Source organism: Paenarthrobacter sp. NPDC090520 (assembly GCF_044769205.1).
In the GTDB taxonomy this organism is placed as follows: Bacteria; Actinomycetota; Actinomycetes; order Actinomycetales; family Micrococcaceae; genus Arthrobacter.
Genome location: NZ_JBIVXM010000016.1, coordinates 1 through 13912 on the forward strand (window position 1 = coordinate 1; position 13912 = coordinate 13912).

The window sequence follows — 13912 nt, forward strand, 5'->3', positions numbered from 1 at the left end:
ACAACCTCAGAAACCAAACGATTCGAGAACTTCACCACGGCAATCGACACCCTTCAATAATCAGGTGTTGCGATCACCGCATGATTCGAAGCGCTGGGAACAACCACAAATGCCAGTTACTTGCGTACATCCATGCCCGCCGGGACAAGCCAGTAAACGAAAACAGGGCCCCTCCCTGGTGGGAGGGGCCCTGCTGCGGTGTGTTGTCCTGCCTAGTCGACCGGAACGGGTGCCTTCTCGTTGAGGCGTTCGGTCTCATCGTGCCAGTCGGAGGTCAGGGGCCGGAGCGTGGCCTCAACTGCGCGGGCGTGGTGGCCGCAGAAAAGCAGCTCACCGCCGGAGGACTCGAGTACAACGCGGACATATGCCTGAGCCCCGCAACGATCGCATCGGTCAGCTGCGTTTAGCGTGCGGTCTGCAACTGCTGTTGTCATGTCGGCCTCCTTAGTAGTTCTGTACATCCATATAACCAGTATTCGAAGCAGAACCATGGCAAGGATGGATCACTTTCGCTGTCCGCGTATCACATGTGCGTAACGTAACGGGACCGCCATGCCGCTTACGGGAGTGGCAAACCGTTCCCGGCGGCGCCGGCGGCTACCCTAGTATGGGCAGAGTTTGCCTTGATTTTGGCGGACACAAACGCTGCTAGAAACACCCTGAGATATACCCGAAGGAGCGCACCGCGAGTGGCACCGAGTTCTGAATACAACGCCCGGCATCTTTCTGTCCTTGAGGGCCTGGAAGCTGTCCGCAAGCGCCCGGGCATGTACATCGGTTCCACGGACTCCCGTGGCCTCATGCACTGCCTCTGGGAAATCATCGACAACGCGGTGGATGAGGCGCTTGCAGGATTCGGCCACGACATCAAGGTCATCCTGCACGCGGACAACTCGGTGGAAATCCACGACGACGGCCGTGGCATCCCGGTTGACGTTGAACCCAAGACGGGCCTGACAGGCGTCGAGGTGGTCTTCACCAAGCTGCACGCGGGCGGTAAGTTCGGCGGCGGCTCCTATACTGCATCGGGTGGCCTGCACGGTGTTGGCGCTTCTGTGGTCAACGCTTTGTCAAGCCGATTGGACGTCCAGGTGGACCGCGGCAGCAAGACGTACCAGATGTCCTTCCGCCGGGGCGAGCCGGGGCGTTTCCAGGATTCGGGCGCCAAGACCGGTCCCGAGTCGGCGTTTGAACCGTTCGTGGAGGGCTCGGTTCTTGACGTCGTCGGCAAGGCCAAGCGGGGAGTCACCGGCACCCGCGTCCGCTACTGGGCGGACCGTCAGATCTTTACGCCTGATGCCCGGTTCTCCTACGAGGATCTGGTTGCCCGTGCCCGCCAAACCTCGTTCCTGGTGCCGGGACTGAAAATCACCGTCCGCGACGAACGCAAACTGCCAGGCACCCCCGGTGAGGCCGGCGTGCATGAGGAAGTCTTCCACCACGATGGCGGAATTTCCGAGTTCGTCGATTTCCTTGCTGCCGACTCCGGTGTGACCGATATCTGGCGCCTGCACGGATCCGGAAAATTCAAGGAGACCGTCCCCGTACTGGACGAGAATGGCCACAGCAAGATCGCCGAAGTCGAGCGCGATTGCGAAGTGGACATTGCCCTGCGCTGGGGCATCGGATACGACACCACCATGCGGAGTTTCGTCAACATCATCGCAACTCCAAAGGGCGGAACCCACCAGGCAGGCTTTGAGGCCGCACTGCTCAAGACGTTCCGCAAAGCGGTGGAGGCCAATGCACGCAAGCTCAAGGCCGGCAACGACAAAATCGAGAAGGACGATGTCCTGGCCGGTTTGACCGCAGTCCTGACAGTGCGCCTGGCCGAGCCGCAGTTTGAGGGGCAGACCAAGGAGATCCTGGGGACCTCGGCCGTGCGGGCCATCGTGGCCAGGGTAGTGGAGCAGGAAATCTCAGCGAAGCTGGCGTCGGCCAACCGCAATGATAAGGCGCAATCCTCGCTGCTCCTTGAGAAGATCGTCAGCGAAATGAAGTCGCGCATTTCGGCGCGCGTGCACAAGGAAACCCAACGCCGGAAGAATGCGCTGGAAACGTCCTCGATGCCTACCAAGCTTGCCGATTGCAGGACGGACGATGTTGCGCGTTCGGAGTTGTTCATTGTGGAAGGTGATTCCGCGCTGGGCACGGCCAAGCTGGCGCGTTCTTCCGATTTCCAGGCCTTGCTGCCTATCCGCGGCAAGATCCTTAATGTCCAGAAAGCCTCTGTGGGGGACATGCTCTCCAATGCCGAGTGTGCGGCCCTGATCCAGGTTGTGGGCGCAGGATCCGGGCGCAGCTTCGATATCGATGCTGCCCGCTACGGCAAGGTCATCCTCATGACCGACGCGGATGTTGATGGTGCGCACATCCGGACACTGCTGCTGACGCTGTTCTTCCGGTACATGCGCCCGATGGTCGAAGCCGGGAGGGTATTCGCCGCCGTGCCTCCGCTGCACCGGGTTGAAGTCATCAATCCGGGCCAGAAGGCGAACGAGATGATCTACACCTACTCGGAGGCCGAGCTCCACGTGCTCTTGTCCAACCTCGCCAAGGAAGGAAAGCGCTACAAGGAACCGATCCAGCGTTACAAGGGCCTTGGCGAGATGGATGCCCAGCAGCTGGCCGAGACCACCATGGACCCGAGGCACCGCACGCTGCGTAAGGTGGGCATCGACAGTGCCCAGCGTGCCGAGGAAGTCTTCGACCTGCTGATGGGCTCCGACGTAGCACCGCGCAAGGAGTTCATCATCGCCGGTGCCGCGACGCTGGACCGGGAACGCATCGACGCCTAGCGTTGCGGGGAACGAACGGCATCGTCGGCTGCTATTGCCGACGGCGCGGCCAGGGAGGCGGCCGCTGCGACGGCGGCAAGCGCGCCGAGCCCCCACGGCAGGCCGGCAACGACGGCGATGCCGCCCACCAGAAGGGGACCTCCGGCGTCGCCAAGTTCCCGCCCGAGTTCGGCCGAGCCCATGGTGCGGCCCAGCCGCTCGGCCGGTGTGGAGTCTGCAAGGTGCGCGAAGGCCAGCGGCGTCGCGACGCCGATGCCGGCACCGACCAACACAGCACTGAGGTAAATGGCGGCCGGGCCGGGAAGCAGCGCCGCTGCTAGCGTCCCGGCTGCGATTGCCAGGAGGCCGGATACCATGCCGGGCCGGTCGTGCAGGATTCCGCGGTCCCGGAGCTTTCCGATCCGCGGCTGGATGAGCGCGGATGCTACGGCCAGGACGGTGACGACGGCGACGCTCCCCGCCGTGCCGAGTCCTTCCCTGGCCGCCAACGCGGGAAGGAAGCCGACGGCCGCTCCCAATGCCCCTGTGCTGGCGGCCAGGACGATCGTTGGGCCAAGAAAAGACCGTTGCGTGCTTTGCCTCCAGACGTCCAGGATCGTGTATCGGGGCCGCGGGAGCGGCTGGAGGCGAGGTACGGCAACAGCAACCCAGATTGCGGCCACCAGGCCCACCATGGCCAAAATTCCGAACAGCAAACTGAAGCCACCCGTGATGATGGCGAGGGCGCCCAGCAGCGGGCCGATGGCGTACCCCAAGCCCTTCCAGGAGCCATAGCGGCCAAAGTAGTGTCCGGTCCTGCTGCCTGCCAGCCGCGCAACGCTGGCCGACGACGCAGGCGAGAATGCCGAGGCCGCCATTCCCTGCCCCAGCCTCGCAGCTGCGAGCATGAGCGGCTGTTCGGCCCACAGCCCGATGAGGGAGGCGCCGGCGAAGGCTACGAGACCCCCGACGATGACCGGCTTGGGTCCGATCCGGTCGCTGAGTGAGCCAAAGACCGGTTTGAGAAAGACTTCGGCGACGTCGTAGAGGGCGAGCAGGACGCCCAAACCCAGCAGGTTGAGGCCGATGTCGGCGCTTTAGGCACCCAATCCGGCCGCCACTGCGTGGGCGCCAAAGGCTGTGGTGAAACCGGCTGCGTAGAGCGGCCATCGATGGCTGTTGTGGAAAACGGGGGATTCAGCGTTCACATCAGTCAATGTAACAGGTGATACATTCGATAATGTGATTGAGAACGACATTGCATGGCTCCTGCTTTTAGTGCAGGTTCCGGCCCAGCCCTCGCGGCATCGGGTGGCCGTGTGGAGGGAGCTGCGGAAGACCGGGGCAGTGCCGCTGTCGCCAGGAACCTGGGTCCTACCCGCACATCCCGCGTTCGAGGAAGGACTCGGCCGGGTCCAGCAGCTCGTTGACAAGGGATCAGGTACCTGGACAGTTGTGGATGCCGTTCCGCGAGGAGACGGAGGTTCCGCCTTCCGCGACGCGTTCGTGGCGGCGCGGGCCGATGAATGGACTGAGTTTGCGGCTGACTGCGGCAATTTCGAGCAGGAGATCGCCAAGGAGATCTCACGCAAGAAGTTCACACTCGCAGAACTCGAGGAAGAAGAGCAGAGCCTGGAGCGCCTGCGTCGATGGTTCCGGGAGTTGAAGTCACGGGATGTCTTGCGTTTGCCGCAGGCCTCGGAGGCCGCCGATCGCTTGGCACGGTGCTCTGCAGACTTGGATGGCTTTGCCGAACTGGTCTACGAGGCCACCCTCACGTAGCCGGTCCCAAGCGGCAGGAAGCCCGGGGTCAGCCGAGCAATCCCGGAACAATCAGCAGCGCTGTGGGGACCGCGAGCAACAGCGCCGAGACCACCAAAACCAGCGTTCGCAATCCCTTGGCGAGTGGTGGCTGAGGCGAGAGCAGGCGGCTGACGCGTGACGCCGTCGTGCGTGGGGAGTCGGCCCCGCCGGTGGCGCTGACGGATCCGCCCTCGATGATTCCGCTGCCTCCCGCCAGCGAGCCGGCTGAAAGGGTGCCAGGCGACGCCGAGCCGCTGGAGACTATTGCGATGGCCTTGATGAGCGTGCCCTTGCTTTCGGTCCGCAGGGCGACGTCGTCGGCGAGCATTTCGATCAGCGAATTCACCGCGGTCTGCGCCAGCCTGGTGGTGGGAAACCAGGGCAACGCCTGCCGCCAGGCTGCAAAGGCCCAGAGGAGGAGGTCGTGCCGTTGGGAGAGGTGGGCGTTTTCGTGGATGAGGACCGCCCTGAGTTCCGCCGGTTCCAGAGCCGCCATCAGGCCATCGGAGAGGACTGTCACCGAGCGGGCTCCGCCCGGGAGGCAATAAGCCACGGGGGAGTCGTGGTTGATGACTACAGTCCCGGGGCCATCGGCGGAGGGAGAAGCGAGAAGGGCGAGCAATTCACGGTGCCTGCGCCGCTGCCGTTCGATCTTGTAGTAGGTCAGCAACAGCGTGAAGACCAAGTGGGCCGTCAGCAGGGCGGCCGCCGAGAGCGCAAAGAGGTGCCAGAACCCCAACGCTGTGGTTGGTTCGTTGTTGAAGACCATCCCCGCCAGGCCCTTCAGCCCGGCGATCAGGGTGTCGCCGATAGGCTCCAGTCCGTAGACCAGCATGGCGCCGATCATCGACAATCCACCGGCAAGGGCTATCGCCTGCCAGAGCACCATGGCGGTAAACGGGGAGCGCGCCGGCCACTGTGCCCGGGAAAGTAGGACAGGCACAGGCCATGCCAAAATCAATGCCAGGACCGCCAGGAGATATGAGGTCCAGAACATAGTGGCTAATTGTAGCCGAGCAATTTGCGCAGTGTCGCGGCTTCACTTTCTGAGACGGAGCCAATGAAGCGGGCCAGGACGGCTTCCCGGTCCGGTGCTGAGCCGAGGACCTCGTGCATGAGTTCGGCTGTGTGGTCCGCCCGGCTGGAAACGGCCTGGTAGCGGTGCGGACGCGTGCCGCGTTCGCGCTCCACTAGGCCCTTCTTTTCGAGGCGGGACAGCACGGTCAGGACCGTGGTCACGGCAAGGTCCTTGCCCTGGTGTCCGGCGGAGCCATCCCCCGCTTCGGAGTCCTGGGCCAGCAAGTCACGCAGCGTGTTGGCGGTTGCGGCTTCTTGTCCCGCCCAGAGCAGATCCATCACTGCCCGTTCCAGTTCCCCAAGACTCGCCATCTATACGTCCCTACCTTCCGCGTCCCGCCATCCTTCTGGCAAACCGCGACGATCCAACATTCCACGATAAATCTACCGCTTTTCAGGCCTCCATTCTACGCGAAGTAGAACTGTCGGCGCGCCGCACCTCCCGGCAGTCGCCGGATGCGGTGCCGGGCTGCCCCCTTGCGGGCGTGTAACGCCACTTGAAGAATTGGACTGAGCTTGCCGCATCTGTTCTACACTGTGTAGAAGATTAGTTTTCTACGCAACGTAGAACTAAGCACCCGCTATGGGCCGCCGGACAAAGGACAGCCATGGACGCCTTGGAAATTGCACGTTGGCAATTCGGTATCACCACCGTCTACCACTTCATGATGGTTCCCCTCACCATTGGACTTGGCCTGGTGGTGGCCATCATCCAGACCCTCTGGTACCGCACGGGAAAAGTGGAGTACCTGAGGATGACCAAGTTCTGGGGAAAGCTCTTCCTCATCAACTTCATCATGGGCGTGGCCACCGGTATTGTGCAGGAATTCCAGTTCGGCATGGCCTGGAGTGAGTACAGCCGTTTCGTCGGTGACGTCTTCGGCGCCCCCTTGGCCCTGGAAGCACTGTTGGCCTTCTTCGTGGAGTCCACGTTCCTGGGGCTGTGGATCTTCGGCTGGAAGCAGCTCAAGCGTGGCGTGCACCTGGCGTGCCTGTGGATCGCCGTGATCGGCTCCATCTTCTCTGCCTACTTCATCATTGTCGCCAACTCCTGGATGCAGCACCCCGTCGGAGTGGAAATGGTGGATGGCCGGCCCGTCATGACGGACGCTTGGGCGGTGTTCACCAACAACACGGCCTTGGTAGCCGTTCCACACACGCTCTTCGGGGCGCTGGGCGTGGCGGGGGCCTTCCTGCTGGGTATCGCCTGGTACCACCTGTGGCGGAGGCGGCACGACGGCATTGACGTGGTGGGCAAGGACGGGAAGCTGGTACCGGGCGAGGCTGCCATCCCCGGCCGCGACAGGACCGACTACACCGTGTGGATGCGCTCCCTCCGCATCGGCGCAGTAGTGGCCATGATCTCCTTTGCCGGTACAGCCATCACCGGCGACCTGCAAGGGAAGCTCATGTTCGAGCAGCAGCCCATGAAGATGGCCGCGGCTGAAGCCGCGTGCCACGACGGGACCGGTTTCTCCGTCCTGAGTGTGGGCAACCTGGGGGCCAAGAACTGTGACGACATTGTGGCGGTGATCGAGGTTCCCGGAATCCTCTCCTTCCTCGCCAAGGGTGACTTCACCACCGAGGTGAAGGGCGTCAACAGCCTCCTGGGCGAATACAAGGAGAAGTACGGCACCCACCTGCCGGACAACCCGTTGTACGGTGACCGTGCAGGCCAGGAGATCCAGTATGTGCCTGTTATGGAAGTGACCTACTGGGGCTTCCGGATGATGATCGGATTCGGTGGCGTCGCTGCTCTGGCAGCCCTTCTTGCCCTCTGGGTGACCCGCAAGGGAGTTGTTCCCGAGTCCCGGTGGCTCATGCGCCTGGCTGTATTTGGCATCCTTGCCCCGTTTGGTGCCAATGCGGCCGGGTGGATCTTCACCGAAATGGGCCGCCAACCCTTCGTGGTGGCACCGAACCCGGACATGAACGGCATCGACCAGGTGTTCATGTTCACGGCCGCCGCCGTCTCCCCGGGCGTGAGCGCCGGCGAAATCATGGGTTCGTTGGTGGTCCTGACTGCCATTTACGCTGTGCTCCTGGTGGTGGAGGTCAGGCTGCTGGTCAAGTACGTCCGCGGCGGTGTCGCTTCGGCCATGCCGGAACTGGCCCACAGCAAGGACGACGGCGACGACCATGACTCTTCCGCCCCGGACAAGGGCGACGACGTGCTGGCCTTCGCCTACTAGAGACAGAGGAAACCACCAATGGAACTGTTGCCAACTATCTGGTTCGTGGCCATCGCTGTGTTGTGGACCGGCTATCTCTTCCTCGAAGGGTTCGATCTGGGCGTCGGGATGCTCATGAAGCTCTTTGCCCGGAACAACACGGACCGGCGCGTGCTGTTGAACACCATCGGACCCGTATGGGACGGTAACGAGGTGTGGCTGCTCACAGCGGCCGGAGCGACCTTCGCGGCGTTCCCCCTCTGGTACGCGTCCCTGTTTTCCACGCTTTACCTGCCCCTGCTGCTGGTCCTGGTGGCCCTCATCTTCAGGGCGGTGGCTTTCGAATACCGCGGCAAGGTGGACACCGAACGCTGGCGCAACGGGTGGGACTGGGCCATCGCTTTGGGTTCCTTCGTGGCCGCCTTCGGGATCGGCGCCGCGCTGGCACTGACCACCACGGGCCTGCCCATCGACGCCAACGGCGACCGCACTGGAGGTCCGCTGGCCTGGTTCAGCGGGTACGCGCTGCTGGGCGGCCTCGCTGTGGTGGCGTTCGCCTTGGTCCATGCCTTGGCTTTCCTCGCCTTGAAGACCGACGGCGAAGTGCGGCACCGGGCGCGCCGCTGGTTCGTGCGTTTGGTCGCCGTGGCCGCATTGCCGCTGCTCGGGTGGATGGTTGCCGTGCAGTTCCTGAGCGGGAAGCCATGGACCTGGGTGCTGGTGGTCGCCGGAGTGGTGGCCGTGGTCCTGGCATGGCTGTGGGCCCGGAAGGGTGCCGAGGGACGGGCGTTTGGGGCCACCGGGGCGTTCGTTGTGTGCGCAACTGCCTCGATCTTTGGGGCAGCGTTCCCCGTGGTCATCCCATCCACCCTTGATCCCGCTTTCAACCTGACCATCTCCAACGCCTCATCCTCGGACTACACCTTGGGCCTGATGAGCGTCGTGGCTGCGGTGGGCCTCCCGCTGGTCATCGCTTACCAGGCTTGGACGTACTGGGTCTTCCGGAGGCGGGTCAGCTCGTCGCACATTCCCGAGGCCCACGGCTTCCTGCCTGCCATCGCCTCCAAGGTGCTGCTGAACGCGGCTCCCCAGCAGGATCGGCAGCAGCCCGGCAACGCCTCCAGCCCAGGAGCCTAGCCCTCCATGAAGCCCGTGTTCCCCTCCGGTCCTGCAACCCGCGCCGCGCTCTACGGAACAGGCGTCCTGTCTGCACTCAAGGCACTGGCCCTGGTCCTGATGGCCCAGGCCGTGGCCGGGATGCTCGCGGGCCTTGCAGGAGGTGATTCGGACTGGCATGGCGGCCTGGTGTGGGGTGCCGTGGGTGCGGTGCTCAGGTCCTTCGCCGTATGGGGCCAAGGAATCGCGTCCCGGCGTGCCGCCCTGGGCGTCAAAGAGGAACTGCGCGCGCAACTCCTGCGCAAAGCATTGACCGACGGCGGAGCCTCCACCGGTGCCAGGGTCAACGATGGCGGACTGGCCATTCTTGCTACCCGGGGCCTGGACGCCCTGGACGACTACTACACGCAGTACCTCCCTGCCTTGGTCAACTGTGCGACCATACCCCTGCTGGTGGGTGCCAGGATTCTGTGGGCGGACTGGGTCAGCGCCGTGGTCATCGTCCTGACGGTCCCGTTGGTGCCGCTCTTCATGGTCCTCATTGGGCGGCACACCGAGGACAAGGTCCGCGAGGCCCAAACCACGCTGCGCACCCTGTCCGGCCACATCCTGGAATTGGCCAAGGGCCTGCCTGTCCTGGTGGGCCTGGGAAGGGCAGGCGACCAGCGCGCTGCCCTGGAGGATATCTCCGAGCAGTACCGGTCCCGGACCATGGCCACACTGCGTACCGCGTTCCTGTCGGCCCTGGCCCTTGAACTCATCGCCACGATCTCCGTGGCGGTGGTGGCAGTGTTCATCGGCGTGCGGCTGGTGGGTGGGGACATGGCCCTCGAAGCAGGACTCCTGGCACTGATCCTGGCACCCGACTGCTACCTGCCACTGCGCGAGCTCGGTACCGCCCACCACGCCAGCGACGACGGCCGGGAGGCCCTCGAAACCGCCAACGCCGTGCTGGCCGCACCCGCCAGCACCCCGGTCACGAGTGACGGTCCCGGTACGTCCGGGCCAGCCGACGTCGTGGTTACCGATCTGGTGGTGGGCTATGCGGGAAGGCCGGGACCCGCCGTCGGGCCTCTGACGTTCACCGCACCCGCCGGGCGGGTTACTGCCTTGGACGGTCCAAGCGGTGCCGGCAAGACGACTGTCCTGGCTGTCCTGGCCGGCCTGGTGGGCAACGGAGCCGAAGCATCCGTGGCCGGCACGGTTGCGGGCGCCGGGACGGTTGCCTGGGTCCCGCAGCATCCGGTCATGGCGAGCGCAACCGTGCAGGACGAAATCCTGCTCTATCTCGGCGAAGCATCGCAGGATCCCGCGCTTGCTGCCCGGTTGCTGGAGAAGGCCGCGGCAGGACACTTGGCAGGCAAACATCCAGCTGAACTGAGCCCGGGGGAGCTGCGTCGGGTTGCCTTGGCCCGTGGGCTCGCACGCCTTGAGTCAGGGGCCACGTTGCTGCTCCTGGATGAACCAACGGCCCACCTGGACCAACAGTCAGCAGCCGTGGTGCGATCCGTCATCGGGTCCTTGCGCAGCCATGCCACGGTGGTTTTGGTGGCCCATGACGCCGCCACGCGACGGCTCGCGGACCACACCGTCTTCCTGGGGCGGGCCGGCGAACCAGCGGCCCAGTTGCCGGAACCCCTCCTGACTGCCAGCGGTACAGGGGACCCGGGGGCGGACGCCACCGCTCAAGAGGGCAACGGTGTTCCCGTTATCGGTCGGAGGGCGATTCCTGCATCCTTGGGCGCAGTCCTGAGGCCGGTCCGCTGGAAATTCGCCGGAGCCGCCGTGGTGGGCGTACTTGCCGCCCTCTTCGCGGTGGCGTTGTCCGGATTGTCCGGATGGCTCATCATCCGGGCGAGCGAACAACCTCCCATCCTCTACTTGCTGGGCGCGATCGTAGGGGTCCGTTTCTTCGGCATTGGCCGGGCCGTGCTCCGGTACACCGAACGGCTGCTGACCCACGACGCCGTGTTCGCGGCGATGAGCCGTTTGCGTGGCTCCTTGTGGGCGGCGTTGAGCCGCCGTGCGCTGGCCCTTCGCAGATTGCTGCAGGGCGGAAACGTCCTGGGCTCGGTGGTGGATGACATCGACACCCTCCGGGACCTCCTGCCCAGGGTGGTGCTTCCGCCCCTGGCAGCCGCGGGCGTAGCGGCAGGCTCCATCATTGCCACTGCGTTGGTGCTTCCCGCCGCGCTGCCGGCCACGCTCGTGGCGGCCGTATTCGGACTGGTGGCGGCTCCCTTGCTGGCACTGTTCGCTGACCGGAACGCCGCGACGGCCGAGCAGAAACTCCACGCGGGCGTCCTGCGCGGAACCGCGGCGGCCCTGGACGCGCGCGCCGAACTCTCGGCCAACGGTGTGGCCGAACCTGTCCTGGAGGCGCTCAAGGAGCAAGACCGCGAAGCCACCCTCGCAGCACAGCGATCCGCGTGGGCCGAAGGGCTGGGCCAGGCCGTCATCGTCCTGGCCTGCTCAGTGGCTGCCCTATGGGCCGGACTCCTGGGCGCAGCGCCATCCATGGACGGTACTGTCAGCCCCGCCCTGGTGGCCGTGATCGTCCTCATGCAGCTCGCCTTGGTGGAACCATACGCCGGAGTGGTGCCTGCCGTCCGCCAAGCCCCTGCGCTCGCAGCCGTCCTGCGCCGTGTGGCCGACGCGGGAGCGCTGGACTCCACCGTTGAGGGACCGAACGACGACGGCGGCATCCACCCGCTGCGCGACCGGGACGGCGGCCCGGGACTCGAGCTGATGGACCTCTCCGCAGCATGGCCGGGCGGCCCCGAGGTCTTCTCCGCGCTTTCCGCTGAGGCTGAGCCCGGACAGTGGCTGGCCGTCACCGGGCCGTCGGGGTCCGGCAAGTCCACGCTGTTGTCGGTTCTGCTTGGCTTCCTCCGACCGTCCTCGGGGACTGTCCGGCTGACCGGAAGCGCCGCGTGGTGTCCCCAGGAAGCGCACCTCTTCGACTCCACGATCCGTGGCAATCTCCTCCTGTCCAGGCCCTCGGGAGACAAACCGGGCGAAGCGGAGATGTACAAGGCCCTCGCGGACGTGGGGTTGGACTCGTTGGTTGGCGGCATGCCGGAAGGACTCGATACCAGGATCGGTCCAGGCGGGGCATTCCTCAGCGGGGGTGAACGGCAGCGGCTTGCCATGGCCAGGACGCTCCTGACCGGGGCGCAGGTCCTGCTGCTCGATGAACCGACTGCCCACCTGGATGCCGCCTCCGCCCGCGACATGATGGCGACCCTTCGGCGCGGACTTCGGGATGTGACCGTAGTGCTGGTGACGCACAATCCAGCGGACATCGATCCCACGGACGCCCGGTTGGAGCTGCAGGGAAAGTCCCGGGTCGCAGCTGAACTGGTGAGTCGCCGCACTGCTCAGTAGCCTGTTGGCATGGCCGTAGAGCACCCTCATGACGTTCCGCCGCGCGACGATCTACCGACAGCCGAGGCTACGGGCCTGCGGTGGCAAGCCGCCACCGTGGACCAGCTCCACAACTGGGCCGCACTGATCGCCCGGACGGCCGCCGTCGAGCATCCTGCGTGGTTCGAGAAGTCCGGTGACCTGGTCCACATCCTGGAGTCAACCACCAACGACGCCCGGATCAACACTCTTCTGGGCCTCGATGGCGACGGAGTGGCCCGGGCCTACGGCCGCATCATCAAGAACCCGGACGGGGACAAGGCCACTGGCATGGGCTGCGTCGATCCTGGCTGGCAGCGCCGGGGGATCGGCTCGGCCGTCCTTGCCTGGCAGGAAGCACGGACCATCGAACGGTTCACCGCCGACGCCGGGTCAGGGCACCTGGCGTCACCACCCCGGCTCCGGGTGCGGACGGAGGAGCAGCACCGGCACCAGGCGGTGCTGCTGGAATCGCGCGGGTATGCGGCTGTGCGTTGGTTCAATGAGATGCACCGTCCACTGTCGATTCCCCTGCCCCTGGCGCCGCTCCCTCCGGGACTTCAACTGCGCACCCTGGACTCCTCGCTGCACGAGCCGGTCCGTTTGGCACACAACGACGCTTTCAGGGACCACTGGGGCAGTGAACCGAGGGATCGGGAATCATGGCGATTCACCATGGAAGAGCCCACGGCCCGGCACGACTGGAGCACGGTGGCGATCGATACGGCCTCGGGGACGGTGGCGGGATACCAGCTGGCCAGCTTCGACCCCGACGCCGCCGCCGATCGCGGTTTCACCGAGGGCTACACGGAACTGCTCGGTGTACGGCGCGAATTCCGCGGCAGGGGGATCGCCCAGGCCCTGCTGGCCGATGCCATGCGCAGGTTCGCGGCGGCCGGCATGGACATGGCCTCGCTGGATGTGGACTCGGCGAATCCCACGGGAGCGCTCGGTTTGTACGTGGGCATGGGTTACACGCCGGTAAACCGGAGCATCACGTGGGAGAAGTTATTGTAGCGCTGTCGTTCAGCCGTCGACGTCGTGCAGATGATGGACGACGTCGTGCAGGAAGTACTGCGAAAACGTCAGGACCGTGAAGGCCGAGCCGTTGCTTCGCGTGCCGGTCCGTTCCCATTCATCCTGGACTACGCGTGCGAACGACTCAGCCACCTGTTCGCCTTCGGTGACCAGTTCGTCGGCGACCTGGCTGGGGTCGGAGGATCCGTAGTCGCCATCGATGGCTGCCTGGTCCTGGTCCCAGTTGTCGAAGGCTGCATTTTCCTGCGTGAGCATCAGGTTCAAGCGTTGGCCGAACAGCTCGAAGACATCCCTGACGTGGCACGCGTATTCCACGGGGGACCACGTGTGGTCATTGGGCCGGGTTGTTGCATCTTCGCGCTTGAGGACCGAACGCCACCGGGGAAGCATGCTCAGGACGCTTCCGGGTACGGTCGTCGGCGTGACCGTCGAAGCATCGAATCCACATTCGGGGCAGGGCTCGGTGAGCACCCACGTCCAGTCTTTGTCCTCAGGAATGATCGGCATACCGCCAGTCTATGCGGC

General features: G+C 64.9%; 10 protein-coding genes and 1 pseudogene. 6 read left to right on the forward strand and 5 right to left on the reverse strand.

What is annotated here, in order from left to right; all coding sequences use genetic code 11:
• Positions 1–212 precede the first annotated feature (212 nt).
• The gene (locus ACIQTZ_RS17495; protein WP_021473125.1) at positions 213–434 is read right to left on the reverse strand and encodes a hypothetical protein; all 222 of its coding nucleotides are present in this window, start codon (positions 432–434) and stop codon (positions 213–215) included.
• 255 nt (positions 435–689) lie between these two features.
• Between ACIQTZ_RS17495 and ACIQTZ_RS17500 the strand changes: the two genes are divergently transcribed.
• Positions 690–2798, forward strand: a complete 2109-nt coding sequence (locus ACIQTZ_RS17500) for a type IIA DNA topoisomerase subunit B (protein WP_402945840.1) — start codon at positions 690–692, stop codon at positions 2796–2798.
• Here ACIQTZ_RS17500 and ACIQTZ_RS17505 read toward each other — a convergent pair.
• Positions 2795–3985: pseudogene (locus tag ACIQTZ_RS17505) on the reverse strand (MFS transporter). The gene ACIQTZ_RS17500 and the pseudogene ACIQTZ_RS17505 sit on opposite strands and share 4 nt — an antisense overlap.
• 34 nt (positions 3986–4019) lie before the next feature.
• On the opposite strand from ACIQTZ_RS17505, the gene ACIQTZ_RS17510 reads away from it, so the two are divergent.
• Positions 4020–4559: a Chromate resistance protein ChrB gene (locus ACIQTZ_RS17510; protein WP_402982551.1), complete on the forward strand. Its 540-nt coding sequence runs from the start codon at positions 4020–4022 to the stop codon at positions 4557–4559.
• Positions 4560–4587: 28 nt separating this feature from the next.
• On the opposite strand, the gene ACIQTZ_RS17515 is transcribed toward ACIQTZ_RS17510, so the two are convergent.
• Positions 4588–5577, reverse strand: a complete 990-nt coding sequence (locus ACIQTZ_RS17515) for a M56 family metallopeptidase (protein WP_402982552.1) — start codon at positions 5575–5577, stop codon at positions 4588–4590.
• A gap of 5 nt (positions 5578–5582) precedes the next feature.
• Positions 5583–5969, reverse strand: coding sequence for a BlaI/MecI/CopY family transcriptional regulator (locus tag ACIQTZ_RS17520; RefSeq protein WP_397322825.1), 387 nt, complete (start codon positions 5967–5969; stop codon positions 5583–5585).
• A 296-nt stretch (positions 5970–6265) separates the two neighbouring features.
• Here ACIQTZ_RS17520 and ACIQTZ_RS17525 point away from each other — a divergent pair, with 296 nt between their 5' ends.
• Genes ACIQTZ_RS17525 through ACIQTZ_RS17540 form a run of 4 tightly spaced genes read left to right on the forward strand, consistent with a single transcriptional unit; the run spans position 6266 to position 13366 of the window.
• Positions 6266–7849: a cytochrome ubiquinol oxidase subunit I gene (locus ACIQTZ_RS17525; protein ID WP_402982554.1), complete on the forward strand. Its 1584-nt coding sequence runs from the start codon at positions 6266–6268 to the stop codon at positions 7847–7849.
• An 18-nt stretch (positions 7850–7867) separates the two neighbouring features.
• Positions 7868–8965 (forward strand): cytochrome d ubiquinol oxidase subunit II, encoded by a 1098-nt coding sequence (gene cydB, locus ACIQTZ_RS17530; protein ID WP_400334568.1) that lies wholly within the window; start codon positions 7868–7870, stop codon positions 8963–8965.
• 6 nt (positions 8966–8971) lie between these two features.
• Positions 8972–12331 carry a thiol reductant ABC exporter subunit CydD gene (gene cydD / locus ACIQTZ_RS17535; RefSeq protein ID WP_402982555.1) on the forward strand — a complete coding sequence of 1120 codons (3360 nt, stop codon included), beginning with the start codon at positions 8972–8974 and terminating at the stop codon, positions 12329–12331.
• Positions 12332–12340: 9 nt separating this feature from the next.
• Positions 12341–13366 carry a GNAT family N-acetyltransferase gene (locus tag ACIQTZ_RS17540; protein ID WP_402982556.1) on the forward strand — a complete coding sequence of 342 codons (1026 nt, stop codon included), beginning with the start codon at positions 12341–12343 and terminating at the stop codon, positions 13364–13366.
• A 9-nt stretch (positions 13367–13375) separates the two neighbouring features.
• Here ACIQTZ_RS17540 and ACIQTZ_RS17545 read toward each other — a convergent pair whose 3' ends face one another.
• A complete protein-coding gene (locus ACIQTZ_RS17545; RefSeq protein ID WP_402982557.1) occupies positions 13376–13894 on the reverse strand; it encodes a DinB family protein in 519 nt (172 codons plus the stop codon).
• Positions 13895–13912 lie beyond the last annotated feature (18 nt).